The sequence below is a fragment of the Ketobacter sp. genome (assembly GCF_003671495.1).
In the GTDB taxonomy this organism is placed as follows: Bacteria; Pseudomonadota; Gammaproteobacteria; order Pseudomonadales; family Ketobacteraceae; genus Ketobacter.
Genome location: NZ_RCHN01000020.1, coordinates 243,272 through 257,362 on the forward strand (window position 1 = coordinate 243,272; position 14,091 = coordinate 257,362).

The window sequence follows — 14,091 nt, forward strand, 5'->3', positions numbered from 1 at the left end:
ATGGGTATGAAACGACAGGCAGCAGCGATGATCATGGGGTTGGCCCTGCTGGCCAGCCCCATGGCGTTTGCCAAAAAGCCACCGGTAGGTGATCAGGCACCCGACTTTACCCTCAACAGCGATGGGCCCTTTAATCTGCGCCTGTCGGAACAGAAGGGGTACATCGTTGCGGTGGTATTCTGGGCCAGCTGGTGTCGTTCCTGCCCTGTACAATTGCAGGCGCTGGAGCAGTTACAAAAAAAATACCAGGATTATGGCGTCAAAATCTGGGCCGTCACCCTGGATAAAAAGCGCAGTGATGCCGAACACTACCGTCAACACAAAGGACTGGATTTAACGATCCTGTTTGACGACCAGTTCAGCGTCAGCGAACGCTACGATATAGACGACCTGCCCTCCTCGTTCATCGTGGACCGGGATGGCATAATCCGACATCTGCAGGACGGCTTTGAGCCCACTGATGTCGACACATTTGATACCCTGCTGCAAAGCCTGGTATCCGAATAGGTGAACCCAAACGAGTGAAGTGAAGCACATGAACGCGACCAATCACAAACTGTCCCGCTTGCTCATGGCCTTGCTGTTAATTTCAGCCTGCGGCCTGAGTTCTGCGGAAGAGCTGGACGAAACCGTGGACCTTGATTTGGGTGAGGACCTGGAATTCATCGAAATCGATGAAATTCTGGATGAAGACGAAAACGCCCCCACTCAGGTTCAGGCCGCTCCCGAGCCCAAACTGGCCGCTCCGGAAGAGGAAAGCGAGTTTGTTGACCTCAACCAGATCCTGTATGGCGGTGACGCTCCTGACGATGCGGCGGAAGGCACCGTCGCCAAGAAAGACCCGGAAACCATGCAGCAGGAAATGGAACAATTGAAAGAAAAGATCCTGCAAGTGAACCGCGATCTGTTCATTTTGGAGGAGGACCTGCTGTTTCCCAGCAGCACCCAGGTCAACGTGTTCGTGTCGTTTGATGCCCTGGAATACTTCCAGCTGGATGGCGTGACCCTCAAATTGAATGACCGCCCCATCAGCAACCACCTGTATACCGAACGTGAGCTGAAAGCCATGAACCGGGGCGCCGTGCAGCGCCTGTTTACCGGCAACCTGCCGGTGGGCGAACACGAACTGGTGGCCATTGTGACCGGCATCGGCCCCGAAGGCCGTGACTATAAGCGGGCAGTCAGTATGGCATTCGAAAAAACCAGTGGCACCAAGTACATAGAATTGAAAATTGAAGGGGATGACCTTCGCAAGCAGCCCGGTTTCCAGTTAAAGCAGTGGGAGTGATGGCCAGGGCCTCTAGGATTTGATTTTGAAACCAACACGTCATCACCCAACATCCGTGATTCGTTCGCGCCCGGTTACCCGCAGTCTGCGGCACAGCGTACTGGTGGTCGCCCTCGGCCTGGCGACGCCACTGCCTGCGCTTGCCCTGGACTGGAACCCCCTGCACTGGTTCGGTAATCACGAAACCAGCACGCAAGCGGAGACCGCAGAGCAACCCAAAACGCCGATCCCCATCGACCAGCCTCACAGCATCGAGGACCTGGCCTATGGCGACCTGTTGTTTGAGTACTACCAACAACATTACTTCTCCGCCATCACCAAGATCCTGGTGGCAAAGGAACGGGGCCTGTTCAAGAACAACAGTGAACACGCTGAACTGGTGCTGGGCGCACTCTATGTGTCCTACGGTTTGCTGGACTCGGGAGAAGCCATCTTCCGCAATCTGCTGAACACCTACACCTCCCCCCAGGGCGCCGATGAATCCTGGTATCAGTTGGCGCGCATCTACTACAAGCGCGGTGCCACCGGGCAGGCGTTATCCATACTCACCAGCAATATCCAGGAACCACTGGAATCCCGCGCCACCGAACACCTGTTGCTCCAGATCCTGTGCCATATTCGCCTGGGACAGGTGGATCAGGCGCAGGCCCTCACCCAGTACCTGAAAGAAGACCAGGCCCAAAGCCTGTTCGTGCGCTTCAATATGGCGTCTGCCATGGCGCAGCTGGGGGACATGGAACGGGCTGCGGGCTATTACTCCGACGTGCTGGCCAACAGCCGCCCCACTACGGAACTGGATAAAACCCTGAACGATCAGGCGGCACTGGCGCTGGGGATTTATTACCTGCGCAGCAACCAGTTGGCCCTGGCGGAACAGACCTTCCACCGCGTACGCTTGTATGGCCCGGTGGCCAACCGGGCCTTGCTGGCACTGGGCTGGACCCATTTTCACGGCGACCGCAAGCTGGACGCCCTCACCCCCTGGATGGAGCTCAACGAACGGGCGCTGACAGATCCATCGGTGCAGGAAAGCATTCTCAACGTACCCTTCGTATTTGAGGAGTTGGGTGCCCTGCAGGACGCGCTGGATGGCTACAAGGCAGCCTATAAGATCTTCCGCAACCAGCGCCGACGCCTGGAAAGCATCAAACTCGACATTCAGCAACCGGACTGGATCGAGCGCATCAGCCCGGTGGATATTTCAGGCCAGGATGCCATGGGCCGACTGCCGGAGTTTCAACTGCCGGTGAACGATGAGGTGTCCCAACACCTGTACCGCTATTTCGCCAGCAACGATTTCCAGAAGCTGTATCGGGATTACCGGGAGCTGCAGCGACTCTACATGGTGCTCCGGCACTGGGAACGTCAGTTCCCCAGTTTCAACGAAATGATCAACACCCACGTTGAGCGCTTGAACGAACTGGCACCCAAGGCGGAAACCGCCATCGACCGCTCGAAGAATTTCTACGCCTATTCCCGCGTCAAGCTGGATGAGTTCGAGGCCCGCCTCAGTGAAATCATCGCCAATGATGACCTGATGGGGATGGCCAATGTCCCCCAGCTGTTGCAAAAGGAGCGCCTGGATGCCATCGAGGCTGCCTTGGTCCAACTGGATGACCCCGACCTGTATTATGAGGAATGGGAAAAGCTCAAGCTGCTGAAAGGTCTGCTGATGTGGGACCTGAACGCCACCGCCATCGACAAGCGCTGGGAAGCCACCAAAGAGCAAGTGGCCATGGATAACATGCTGGTGGAGCTGGAACAACGAATCCGGGCGGTAGCCAGTGCCCGGGAAATACGTCTGAACCGGTTCTATGGCTTTGAAACCCGAATCCAGACCCTGTATCAGCAGGTGAAGGGCCTGGAGATGGAAACCGCCGCCCTGCTTCGCCAGCAGCGCCGGCAAATGCAGGATGTGGCCGTATCCATCATCGAACAACAGCAAATGCAGCTGGACCGGATGCGCGCCAAATCCCTGTTGGCCATCGCCCGCTTGCAGGATCTGGGCTACATGCAGGAACGGGACCGCAAAAAGCAGCAGGATCAAAGCATCCGATTGGAGTTGGGAGCCGAGCCGGCAGCGGGCGCGGCAGAAGCAGCGGAGCCCGCCGGCAATCAAGAGCCGTCTCAAACCCTGAGCGATGTTATCAAACGGATATTCTCCGACGAGTAATGCCTAATGGCGGGTGATCGTGACCGGATCACCCTCTTCCTGCACACATTCCGGAGCCTTGTTGCGGCCATTGTTGACCGCTGTGCTGATGGGCACCGCCTCCAACTCTGCGGGCAAACCCTGTGCCATCAGCGCCAGCAGGCGCCCCTTGCTGGTTGTCGGGTCCAACCATTCCGCCACATCCGAGACAGGTAACATCACCGGCATACGGTGGTGCAACCAGCTCATGGCGGGCACCGCCTCGGTTGTGATCATGGCGCAACTTTCAATATAACTGTCGGATTTCTCCCACTGATCCCAGATGGCAGCGAAAGTGAACACGCCCTCCACCGGCCGAATCAGATAAGGCTGTTTGCCATCGCCCAGACGCCGCCACTCGATGAACGAGGATGCCGGCATGATGCCGCGATGGTGACGAAAAGGCCCGCGAAATGCCTTGCTGGTGTCCAGGGTTTCACTGCGGGCATTGAACATGGAGAAGCGCGTGGACACCTCGGGCGCCCAGGAAGGTGTGAGCCACCACCGCATCTCATGCATGGCCAGGCTCTGCCCATCCAGCACCACCACCGGCACCGGCTCGGTGGGCGCGATATTCAAACGGGTGGGAAAATTGAAATCAAATCCCAGCTCCTGCAACAACGCCTGCATCCCTTTATCGTCAATGATGTTGAAACGACCGCACATAATTGGTTCTCGCGCATTGAGTGACGGGTGGAGACAGGCTAGCATAGACCCAGACGTTTATGACACCGCCTTGCCATGCCTGATCCCACACCGAAGAAACATCCTGTTATCCGTGCTATTGCCTGCCTCGCCATCCTCGGCGGCATTACGATTCTGCTGTTGAGCCTGTACTTACTGCAGGCAACCCTGGCCAAGCAGGATTGGGTGCTGGTGGAACTGAGCTCAGTCAACGGTACTTATTACTATCAGGTAGGCGAGAAACGCTACACCATCAACGCGCCCCTCCCGAACGCCGCCGCCATCAATACCGTGTACGTTAATCCCGCCGAGCCGGAGCAATATGTTGCCGTGCTGCCCAGTTACTGGTGGCATCTCTATCTGTGCATGTCCGGGTTAATCGTGCTCTATGCGGGGCTGCATCTGTTACGGGAGCGGGATCGCAACCTACAGTCTTTGGGATTCGAATAGGAGACATCATGAAACAGGCCTTTGTCAGCATGCTTGAACTGCAGGACAAAATGAACAGCAAAGTTCACCCCCAGTGGCAGCAGCAGGGCTACGCATGGTACCGGGCGATCTGGACGGAATGCGCAGAATTGATGGATCACCACGGCTGGAAGTGGTGGAAGAAACAAACCCCGGATAGCCACCAGATCAAATTGGAGATTGTGGATATCTGGCATTTTGGCCTGAGCATCCTGTTGACCTCAGGCAAGACTGCAGAAGAACTGGCTGAAGAATTGGCCTCCCACTGGCAGAGTGCAGACACCACACAGGATTTCCTCGTGGCCGTGGAACAACTGGCCCAACACACCCTGACCAGCAAGGGGTTTTCCGTTCCCCTGTTCTGCCAGTTGATGGAACTCTGTAACTTCCCCCTGGTCGAACTGTATCAACAGTACATCGGGAAAAACGTGCTGAATTTCTTCCGTCAGGACCATGGTTACAAGGAAGGCACCTACCACAAAGTCTGGCATGGCAAAGAAGACAACGAGCACCTGGCAGAGATCCTGGCCAACTTGGATGGCACGCAGGCGGACCTGCAGACCACCGTGTACACCCAACTACAGGTACGCTACCCACTCTAGCCCATATTTCATTGAGGGAACGATCATGCGGAAATTCACCCCGGCGCACCGGCGCCATACTTTATGTGTTTCCTGTATGCTCCTGGCAGGTCTGGCCCACAGCTTGACAGCCCAGGGGGCTCCCTCCCTCACCATTTATAACGACAACTTCGCTGTAGTGCGGGACACCCTGAACCTTAAACTCGACAAGGGTGTCAACCAGATCAGTTACCAGGAAATCACCAAGCAACTGGAACCGGATTCGGTGGTGTTCCGCCCCCTGGACGGCGGCAAACCGTTCCGTATTCTGGAGCAGAACTACCTGTCCCTGCCGGTGAACGAAGCCCTCCTGTTGAACCATTTTGAGGGCCAGACCATCGACTTCGAGATCGAGCGTAACGATCAGACTCTGGTGTTGCCCGGGAAAATCATCCGCAGTGGCCTCAATGCCGGCACTCCGATCATCGAGCTGGAAGGCAAGACCCGTTTTGGCCTGCCCGGACGGCCACTGTTTCCCGCCCTGAAAAACGATACACTGCTGAAACCGGCACTGAATCTGAAGCTGGAATCCAACACCAGCGGCAACGTTAACGCGGAGCTGGCCTACCTTACTGCAGGTCTTGGCTGGAAGGCGGATTACAACATCATCGCCAATGAGAAAAACGACAAAGTGGATATCATCGGTTGGGTGACCTTCGACAACCAGTCCGGGAAGAGTTTTGCCAAGGCCAACGTCAAACTGATGGCGGGGGACGTGAATAAAGTGGCCGCGGACAACTCCGCCGTACGGCGTGAACGTATGACCATGATGGCGGCGGACAGCGGCGCGCAGGTCACCGAGAAAACCGTGGATGAATATCACCTGTACAGCATTCAACGGGCGCTGGATCTGAACGACGGGGAAAGCAAACAGGTGGAATTCATCACCGCCGCCGGCGCCACTGCCAAAACCCGCTACCTGTACAACGGAGCCCAGATTGATCGCCGCTACCGTCCCAATATGGAGCACATCCGTAACGATCCCAACTACGGCACCGGCAGCAATCCCAAAGTCTGGATCTATCGTGAATTCAAAAACAGCAAGGATAATGGCTTGGGCATTCCCCTCCCCAAAGGCCGGGTTCGCTTTTACCAACAAGGCAGCGACCAGCAGCTGGAATTCCTGGGGGAAAACAACGTTGACCACAGTGCCAAAGATGCCATGGTTTCCGTGTACACCGGTAACGCCTTTGACGTGAGCGGAGAACGCAAGCGCGTGGATTTCAATCTGAACAGCCGGGAAAACCGGGCCCAGGAATCCTTCGCCATCACCCTGAAAAACAGTAAAACCGAAGCCGTGACCGTAACCGTGGTAGAAGAGCTGTATCGCTGGAGTAACTGGAGCATTAAGGATCAATCAGATCCCTTCACCAAAACCGATAGCCAGACCATTGAGTTTGAGACCCAATTAAAACCTGGTCAGGAAAAGGTCGTCACCTACACCGTGCAATACCACTGGTGATCAGCAGCTTTCGATAAGGCGTTCGATCTCCTCTGCACTCACGGTTTCATGATCCATCAGCGCAGCGGCCAGGGCATCCAGTTGCGCACGCTTGTCCCGTAGCAGGTTCAGCGTGCGCTCCTCACTCTTTTTCACCAGGGCTTCCACTTCCAGATCAATGGAGTGGGCCGTGGCATCACTGAAATCCTTGGGTGCCGCAATTTCCATCCCCAGAAACGGATGCTCTTCATGCTGCGGAAAATGCACCGGGCCCAGAGTCTCGCTCATGCCCCATTGGGTCACCATGCGGCGGGCCAGCAAGGTACACTGCTTAAGATCGTCCGCCGCGCCGGAGCTGACGTTGCCGAACACCACCCGCTCCGCACAGCGGCCACCCAGCAGCACACAAAGGCGGTCCTCCAACACAGCCTGGGTGTAGTTGACACGATCCTCAACCGGCATGGTCTCCGTCACCCCCAGCGCCCGCCCCCGGGGAATGATGGTAACCTTGCTGACCGGGTCGGCGTGGGGCAACGCCATGGACAGCAACGCGTGCCCGGACTCATGATAGGCGATGCGCTTTTTGTCCTCGGTGTTGAGAATGTCCTGGCGCTCTGATCCCAACAAAATTTTATCGTGGGCGTACTCAAAATCGCTGTGCCGGATCTCGGCTTGATTCAACCGGGCAGCATGCAGGGCTGCCTCATTCACCAGGTTCTCCAGATCCGCACCGGAAAAACCAATAGTACGGCTGGACAATTGTTCCAGGTCTACATCCCCGGCCACCGGCTTGTTACGGGTGTGGACCTGCAGGATCTGGAGGCGCGCCTTTTTCTGCGGCAGCTCCATGGTGATCTTGCGGTCAAAACGCCCGGGCCGCATCAACGCCGGATCCAACACGTCGGGCCGGTTGGTGGCCGCCAGTACCACAATGGGTTCATCCCCGGAAAACCCGTCCATTTCCGCCAGGATCTGATTGAGGGTCTGCTCACGTTCGTCGTTACCACCCCCCACACCACTGCCCCGTACGCGGCCAACAGAATCAATCTCATCCACAAAAATCAGCGCCGGCGCCTTTTCCCGCGCCTGTTCGAACATGCTGCGAACCCGTCCGGCCCCCACCCCCACGAACATCTCAACAAATTCCGAACCGCTGATGCTGAAAAAAGGCACGCCGGCTTCGGCTGCGGTGGCCCTGGCCAACAGGGTTTTTCCGGTGCCGGGAGGGCCCATCATCAGAATGCCTTTGGGCAGCTTGGCACCCAGTTTGCGATACTTTTCAGGGTTGCGCAGAAACTCGATGACTTCCCGCAGATCCTGCTTGGCGCTGTCCAGTCCCGCCACTTCGTCGAAGGTCACCCCGTCCTGTTCAGGATTCTCAAACAAACGGGCGTGGGAACGGGAAAACCCGAACAGGCCACCGCCCCCACCCATGCGGCTCTGCAGGGCACGGTTACTGTAGGCAAAAAAGCCGAAAATCAGGATCCAGGGCAGCAGGTTGATCAACACCGAAGCCCAGGTGGGCAGCTCTTCACTTTTTGCCACCAGCTCCACGTTAAGGCGCTCTATGGTGGGCAACAGGCTGTCATCCTGCAGGGTTGGCTTCTGGGTCACAAAATCATAGCCCTGGGTTTTGTCGCTGTTGCGCAGGCGACCACTGATCTGCTGCCCCCGCACCAGCACACTGGCAACCTCATCGTTGTACAGCTGCTGCTTGAACTGGGTATAGGGAATGTTCTTGGGCCCGCCGTCCCCCTGGGAGGAAAACGTGTAGTAGAGTGAAAACAGGAATAACGTAAAAAACAGGGGGCGCCAGTCAAACAGGGGATGACCCGGCTTCGGTGAGGGGCCCTCTTCTTTCGAGCGTCCTGAGTCTTTCGAGCCTCTCGAATCTTTCGGGTCTTTTTGACGGGAGGTGGACTCGGGGGGTTGTCTGGGGTTGTGCGGTGCTGAGTTCATACAATACTGGGCTCTCTCAGTGGGCTCTTTCGACAGCATTTGAGCCATCCTATCACAGGCTTAGGCCAGGAATCAGAACCCAAATCCGCTATTCGGATACACAGGCCACCAGATCCAACAGAGATGCCTCCGACAAGGCCCGGCTCATGTAGTAACCCTGCACTTCGTCACAGCCGTGCTCGCTGAGCAGGCGGTATTGATCCCAGGTTTCCACCCCTTCTGCGATCACCCCCAGATTCAGGCTCTTGGCAATGGCGATCACCGTCTGTGCCAACTGCAGGGTATCTTCGCTCTCCACGATATCCTCGATGAACACCCGATCAATTTTCAGGGTGCTGATGGGAAACTTGCGCAGGTAGTTCAGCGAGGAATACCCGGTACCGAAGTCATCCACCGCGATGCGGATCCTGGCCCGCTGCAACTGCTCCAGCATGTGCAAGCTGTGCTCCACGTCCTCCATCAGGGCGCTCTCGGTGATCTCCAGTTCCAGATGGGCGGGATTCACCCCGAAACGCTGCACCTGGAACAACACCCATTCGGCAAAATCATCGCGCTTGAACTGGTTGGCAGAAACGTTCACCCCCACCCGGCCAAACACCACCCCCTGTTGCTGCCAGCGGGCAATCTTTTCGCAGGTTTGCTGGAAAACCCATTCTCCCAGAGGGATGATCAGATCCGTTTGCTCTGCCAGGTCAATAAATTCCAGGGGCCGGACACTACCGAACACCGGGTGATCCCAACGCAACAGCACTTCGATGCCGGTCATCACGCCATTGCGCACCGAATACTGGGGCTGGAAATATAAATCGAACTCTTCCCCCACCAACGCCTTGCGCATGGCGTTTTCCATAATCAGGCGATCCATGGCCTGTTTGTTCATGTGATCGTCATAGAAGTGATAACTGTTCTTGCCGGAGCGTTTGGCTGCGTACATGGCCGTGTCAGCACTGCGCAGTAAAATTTCCGCCGTCTGGCCATGATACGGGTACAGGCTGATACCGATGCTGCAGGAGGAATAAACCTCCCGGCCATCAATCAGGAACGGCGCAAAAAACTGGGCCAATACTCGCGACGCCATTTTAATGGCCGTTTGTTCCGCCTCTTCCGTCGGCAGATCACACAGCACCAGGGCAAATTCATCCCCTCCCATGCGGGCCACCGTATCCCCTTCACCCAGGCAGTACATCAGACGCCGGGCCACGGCTTTCAACAGATGATCGCCGGCACTGTGACCCAGGGAATCATTCACCGGCTTGAAGCGGTCCATGTCCAGGAACAGAACCGCAATGGCCTGCCCCCTGGCTTCCGCCGCCTGCACCGCCTCCTGCAAACGCTCGTTGAACAACAGGCGGTTGGCCACCCCGGTGAGGGAATCGTAATGGGCCAGGCGGTAAATGCGCATTTCATCCCGCTTTTTGTCGGCGATGTCCATCAGCATGCCCACATAGTTCTGCACTTCGTGTCGCAGGTTGTGGGTTTGGCTGAAGCTGAGGATGGCCGGCCGGAGTTCACCATCGCATCGCATATATTCGCACTCGCCCCGCCATTTGCTGTCGCGCTGCAGGCAGTGACGAATCTTACGAAAATACTCAGGGCCATGGCGACCGCGCCAAATGTGACTGCAGTGCAAGCCCAACAGTTGTTTGGGGGAAAACCCGGTGAGTTCGTACAGAGCCGGATTCGCCCGCAGGATAAAGCCACTGCGATCCGTGATAAAGAAGCCCTCGGAGACCGCGTCAAAGGTCGCCGAGAACAGCTGTCGCTCACTCTCCAGCAATTCCCGGCTGGGAATGAACTCGGCCATGCCCAAAGTACCGATCACTGCGCCAAACTCATCAAACAACAGGGAAAACTGAATGGTCGCTGAAACCGCGTTGCCATCCAGACTGCGCAGGGTCTGGCGCACCACACGGGTTTCCGGCTTGGACTGATGAAACAGATCATGACAGATGGACTCCAGGAAGCCCCCGGTTTCCTCCGTCAGAAAGCTGAGCTGGCCGGACGCCAACAGCGTGGTCATATCAAAGCCCAGGGTACGGCAATCGCCACTGACTTTGGTGAGCCTCAGGTCCAGATCGGTCACCCACACCAGGCGCGAAGCACTCAACTGCTCCTGCCCCATGTAAGCGGCGGGGTTCTGAATCCGTGAAATAACGCCACAGAGAAATTCCTGCTGCGCCACTTCACCACCATAGAGCAAGATGTTCTCCAGCAGCCCGAAACGCCAATAACCCCGCTCATCCCGAAAGCGGAATAAGCGGCCTTCCGAAGTTTCATTGGCTTTTACGATGGCATCAACCAGATCTTCTTTGATGTTCTTCAGCTGCAAAACCGCGGTGGCAGGGCCGCTCAAATAGGCCTGATACAGATCCGCATCATGGGATTCCTGTGTCAACAGAAACTGGGGGGATACCATATTGGAACAGATGATGTGCTGCTGATGCTGGTCAGCAACGAAAACGTAATTCGGAGAATGTAGGCCCGCCTCGGCAGGATCGTGCAGCATCAGTGACGAATTCATGGGGAAGCCACGGGTCCGCTGGTTATTTTTATTTTTTATTCGACTGGTTGGAACGGTTATACCATGTCGCGCCCATCAATGCATCGTCGGATCCACCAAATCATCCGAGTACAGCACCTTTCCTGCCTTGTCTATCAGGATTGCCGATACCCCTGCCAAAGAATTGACGAGTTTCAGCCCCTTCTCCGGCCCCAGTACAAACACAGTGGTCGACAGTGCATCGGCGTCCACGGAATGGTCCGCCAGCACCGTGACGCTTAACAACGCCCGTGCCGAGTCGCCTTTTGCCGGGTCAATGATGTGATGAAAGCGGACTCCATCTTCTTCAAAATAGCGCTCGTAATCCCCCGAGGTGGAGACAGCGGAATCCGACAGCGGCAAGGTAATCACATGCTCTTCCCCCCGGGGGTGGCGGATGCCCAACATCCACGGTCGACCCCGATGATCCCCGATCAGGCGACTGTCTCCGCCGGCGGTAACGATGCCATGGGTCACTCCGGCCGCCTGCAACAGTGCCACCGCCCGGTCCACTGCGTAGCCCTTGGCGATCCCCCCCAGGTCAATGCGCATACCCGGTTTATCGAACGCAATGCTGCGGGCTTTGCTGTCCAGCACCAGATGGCGATAGTCGATCAGCTCAGTCGCCGTTTTCTGCTCCAGGGGGTTGGGGCGGATATGCTTGCGGTAATCAAACTTGTGCCCCACCGAGGCAAAGGTAATATCAAAGGCACCGTCACTGAGATCGCTGTATTGGTTCGCTTTCAGAATCAGGTCAAACAACTCCTGGCTGATCTGCACCGCCTTCTGCCCGGCATCCCGATTCACCACCGCCACTTCCGCAGAATCGATATAAGGGCTCATCAACTGGTTGATGCGCTCCATCTCATCCATGACCGCCTGCATCAAAGTCTGCGCCCGCTGTGGGTCCTCCTGCCAGATCTCCACAAACACCCGGGTGCCCATGATGGGCGCCTTGCGATTGAACCAGTCTGCCAGCACCGTCTGGGGAAAGGCCACTAACAGCAGCAGCAGAAGACAACCTCTGCGACCCCAACGTAAACACCGCACGCCCATTGCCTTACATCCACCTTACCAGGGAATCAAGGTACCGTCGTAAGCGATGAAGTCACCGCTCTGCTTCGCCTTCAGGCCATCAATCACCTTACGCATACCGCTGACCGAGGTAGCCGTGTCGATGAGTGCATTGGGGCCGCCCATTTCGGTCAGCACCCAACCGGGATGCAAAGCCACCACTTTGATCTGTTCGGCGGCCAGATCAATGGAAAGCGATTTGGTCGCTGCATTGAGGGCAACTTTCGAGCTGCGGTAGATATAGCTCCCGCCGGAACTGTTATCCCCCATGGAACCCATTTTGCTGCTGAGCATGGCAATGGTGGCACTGCCTGCATTCACCAGGTTGGAGCGCAACAACTCCACCATTTTGACCGGGGCAATACTGTTGATGTGGAATACCTTGGCCCATTCCGCCTCATCCAGGGAACCCAGGCTGTTGCTGTTTCCATAATAGCCGGCGTTGTTGATCAACAGGTGAATGACCCTGTCCCCCACTGCCGTGGAAACCTTGCGGCGGCTTTGGGCATCGGTCACATCCAGGGGATACAGTTTGAGGTTATCACCATATTCCTGAGCCAGTTGCTGCAGACCGGCGGATTGCCCTGGGTCCCGCGCTGTCGCGATCACCCGGTTGCCAGCAACCAGATACTGTTTGGTGAATTCCAAGCCCAGGCCGCGACTGGCGCCAGTGATGAATACCGTTTTCATAGTCTGTTCCTTCTACCTTCAAACTTTCAATAACTGCAACCTTTAGGATACCTGCATCCGTTTGCGCGCAGGGTGCAGTTCAAACCTCACTCCAGGTTTACGTTAGCACGCTAGGGAAGCGGATCATAGCTTACCCGCGCAACCTCATAGCAGGCTTCGCCTTTTGGCCGGACCACCAGCACTTCGTCGCCTTCCTGTTTCTTCAACAAAGCCTTGGCCATGGGGGAATCAATACTGATCCAGCCCCGATCAATGTCGATCTCATCCGCCCCCACCAGTCGATAACGTTCCACCGCACCACTGTCCAGGTCTTCCAGCTCCACCCAGGCACCAAAAAACACCCGGCTCTGGTCCGTTGGTTTTTGATCCACGGTCTTTAACACTTCCAACCGTTTCACCAGATAACGAATGCGCCGATCGATTTCGCGCAGTTGCTTTTTGCGATAGATGTATTCCGCATTCTCCGAGCGATCCCCTTCCGCCGCGGCATCGGCCAGGGCTCGGGTCACCTCAGGCCGGTGGGTATCACTCAAATACCGCAACTCCGTCATCAGCCGATCACGGCCCTGGGGGGTTATGTAAGGGGCAGCGGGTGTGGAAGGCGGACGGTATCGGCTCATTGTGTATTCCAGAAAGTGCTTCGATTTCAGGTACGGCGGATCAGATCAGGGTTGTCAGACAGTTGTTTCACCATTTTGTATTCCGCGCTCAACACCTGCATGGGCTCGCCCCCACTCAACAGAAAGTCAAACGACAGATAGCCCCCTTCTTCCGGCCGACAATGGGGAAACAACTGCAGCAGGCCACTGAAGTATTCGCGGGGTGCCAACACCTGGATCTGCATGCGGCCATCCTGTTGCTGAATGGAACCCAACGAACGGTCTTGCAAACGGGAAGCCTCCAGGATGGTGACCACTGCCTGCGACTCGTCAAAAGACGAGGATCGGGCACCGCCACTGCATTTCAATCGATAACGCATGGAGGCCTTGCCGGTTTCCGGGTCCACGTCGAGTGTCTGCGACAATTTGAAGGTGCTCACGATCATCTGAATCTGGGCGTCGTAATGCATGGCGGTCTCACTGCTTTATTATTGTATTTTTCGGTCAGACTCTCGACTTTATCACGAATTCCGCAGGC

The 14,091-nt window shown here is 56.5% G+C and carries 13 protein-coding genes; 6 read left to right on the top strand and 7 right to left on the bottom strand.

The window, feature by feature from the left end; genetic code table 11:
• From D9N14_RS10810 to D9N14_RS10820, 3 genes are read left to right on the top strand one after another with little or no spacing between them, the layout of a single operon-like run.
• Complete coding sequence (locus D9N14_RS10810; RefSeq protein ID WP_290579454.1) at positions 1-507, top strand: peroxiredoxin family protein; 507 nt, start codon at positions 1-3, stop codon at positions 505-507.
• Between the two features lie 28 nt (positions 508-535).
• Positions 536-1,288, top strand: coding sequence for a hypothetical protein (locus D9N14_RS10815; RefSeq protein WP_290579456.1), 753 nt, complete (start codon positions 536-538; stop codon positions 1,286-1,288).
• A 25-nt stretch (positions 1,289-1,313) separates the two neighbouring features.
• Positions 1,314-3,461, top strand: a complete 2,148-nt coding sequence (locus tag D9N14_RS10820; RefSeq protein ID WP_290579458.1) for a tetratricopeptide repeat protein — start codon at positions 1,314-1,316, stop codon at positions 3,459-3,461.
• A gap of 3 nt (positions 3,462-3,464) precedes the next feature.
• On the opposite strand, the gene D9N14_RS10825 is transcribed toward D9N14_RS10820, so the two are convergent.
• Positions 3,465-4,145: an SOS response-associated peptidase gene (locus D9N14_RS10825; protein WP_290579460.1), complete on the bottom strand. Its 681-nt coding sequence runs from the start codon at positions 4,143-4,145 to the stop codon at positions 3,465-3,467.
• 75 nt (positions 4,146-4,220) lie between these two features.
• Between D9N14_RS10825 and D9N14_RS10830 the strand changes: the two genes are divergently transcribed.
• The 3 genes from D9N14_RS10830 (at position 4,221) to D9N14_RS10840 (ending at position 6,713) form a co-directional block, all read left to right on the top strand.
• Positions 4,221-4,613, top strand: a complete 393-nt coding sequence (locus tag D9N14_RS10830; protein WP_290579462.1) for a hypothetical protein — start codon at positions 4,221-4,223, stop codon at positions 4,611-4,613.
• A gap of 8 nt (positions 4,614-4,621) precedes the next feature.
• A complete protein-coding gene (locus D9N14_RS10835) occupies positions 4,622-5,233 on the top strand; it encodes a dUTP diphosphatase (RefSeq protein WP_290579464.1) in 612 nt (203 codons plus the stop codon).
• A 76-nt stretch (positions 5,234-5,309) separates the two neighbouring features.
• Complete coding sequence (locus tag D9N14_RS10840; RefSeq protein WP_290579466.1) at positions 5,310-6,713, top strand: DUF4139 domain-containing protein; 1,404 nt, start codon at positions 5,310-5,312, stop codon at positions 6,711-6,713.
• On the opposite strand, the gene ftsH is transcribed toward D9N14_RS10840, so the two are convergent.
• From ftsH to D9N14_RS10870, 6 genes are all read right to left on the bottom strand, one after another.
• The gene (gene ftsH / locus D9N14_RS10845; protein ID WP_290579468.1) at positions 6,714-8,651 is read right to left on the bottom strand and encodes an ATP-dependent zinc metalloprotease FtsH; all 1,938 of its coding nucleotides are present in this window, start codon (positions 8,649-8,651) and stop codon (positions 6,714-6,716) included.
• An 88-nt stretch (positions 8,652-8,739) separates the two neighbouring features.
• Entirely contained in the window at positions 8,740-11,172 is a 2,433-nt protein-coding gene (locus tag D9N14_RS10850; protein ID WP_290579470.1) for a putative bifunctional diguanylate cyclase/phosphodiesterase, read from the bottom strand.
• A gap of 75 nt (positions 11,173-11,247) precedes the next feature.
• Positions 11,248-12,246 carry an FAD:protein FMN transferase gene (locus D9N14_RS10855; RefSeq protein ID WP_290579472.1) on the bottom strand — a complete coding sequence of 333 codons (999 nt, stop codon included), beginning with the start codon at positions 12,244-12,246 and terminating at the stop codon, positions 11,248-11,250.
• Positions 12,247-12,261: 15 nt separating this feature from the next.
• Entirely contained in the window at positions 12,262-12,954 is a 693-nt protein-coding gene (locus D9N14_RS10860; RefSeq protein ID WP_290579474.1) for an SDR family oxidoreductase, read from the bottom strand.
• 110 nt (positions 12,955-13,064) lie between these two features.
• Positions 13,065-13,574, bottom strand: coding sequence for a transcription elongation factor GreB (gene greB / locus D9N14_RS10865; protein WP_290579476.1), 510 nt, complete (start codon positions 13,572-13,574; stop codon positions 13,065-13,067).
• A gap of 26 nt (positions 13,575-13,600) precedes the next feature.
• Complete coding sequence (locus D9N14_RS10870) at positions 13,601-14,023, bottom strand: hypothetical protein (RefSeq protein ID WP_290579478.1); 423 nt, start codon at positions 14,021-14,023, stop codon at positions 13,601-13,603.
• Positions 14,024-14,091: the final 68 nt, after the last annotated feature.

Bases quoted from the DNA above. Each gene is read 5' to 3' on its own strand.
- D9N14_RS10810 (WP_290579454.1), top strand. From the start codon at position 1: ATGGGTATGAAACGACAGGCAGCAGCGATGATCATGGGGTTGGCCCTG.
- D9N14_RS10815 (WP_290579456.1), top strand. From the start codon at position 536: ATGAACGCGACCAATCACAAACTGTCCCGCTTGCTCATGGCCTTGCTG.
- D9N14_RS10825 (WP_290579460.1), bottom strand. From the start codon at position 4,145: ATGTGCGGTCGTTTCAACATCATTGACGATAAAGGGATGCAGGCGTTG.
- D9N14_RS10830 (WP_290579462.1), top strand. From the start codon at position 4,221: ATGCCTGATCCCACACCGAAGAAACATCCTGTTATCCGTGCTATTGCC.
- D9N14_RS10835 (WP_290579464.1), top strand. From the start codon at position 4,622: ATGAAACAGGCCTTTGTCAGCATGCTTGAACTGCAGGACAAAATGAAC.
- D9N14_RS10840 (WP_290579466.1), top strand. From the start codon at position 5,310: ATGCTCCTGGCAGGTCTGGCCCACAGCTTGACAGCCCAGGGGGCTCCC.
- ftsH (WP_290579468.1), bottom strand. From the start codon at position 8,651: ATGAACTCAGCACCGCACAACCCCAGACAACCCCCCGAGTCCACCTCC.
- D9N14_RS10850 (WP_290579470.1), bottom strand. From the start codon at position 11,172: ATGAATTCGTCACTGATGCTGCACGATCCTGCCGAGGCGGGCCTACAT.
- D9N14_RS10855 (WP_290579472.1), bottom strand. From the start codon at position 12,246: ATGGGCGTGCGGTGTTTACGTTGGGGTCGCAGAGGTTGTCTTCTGCTG.
- D9N14_RS10860 (WP_290579474.1), bottom strand. From the start codon at position 12,954: ATGAAAACGGTATTCATCACTGGCGCCAGTCGCGGCCTGGGCTTGGAA.
- greB (WP_290579476.1), bottom strand. From the start codon at position 13,574: ATGAGCCGATACCGTCCGCCTTCCACACCCGCTGCCCCTTACATAACC.
- D9N14_RS10870 (WP_290579478.1), bottom strand. From the start codon at position 14,023: ATGCATTACGACGCCCAGATTCAGATGATCGTGAGCACCTTCAAATTG.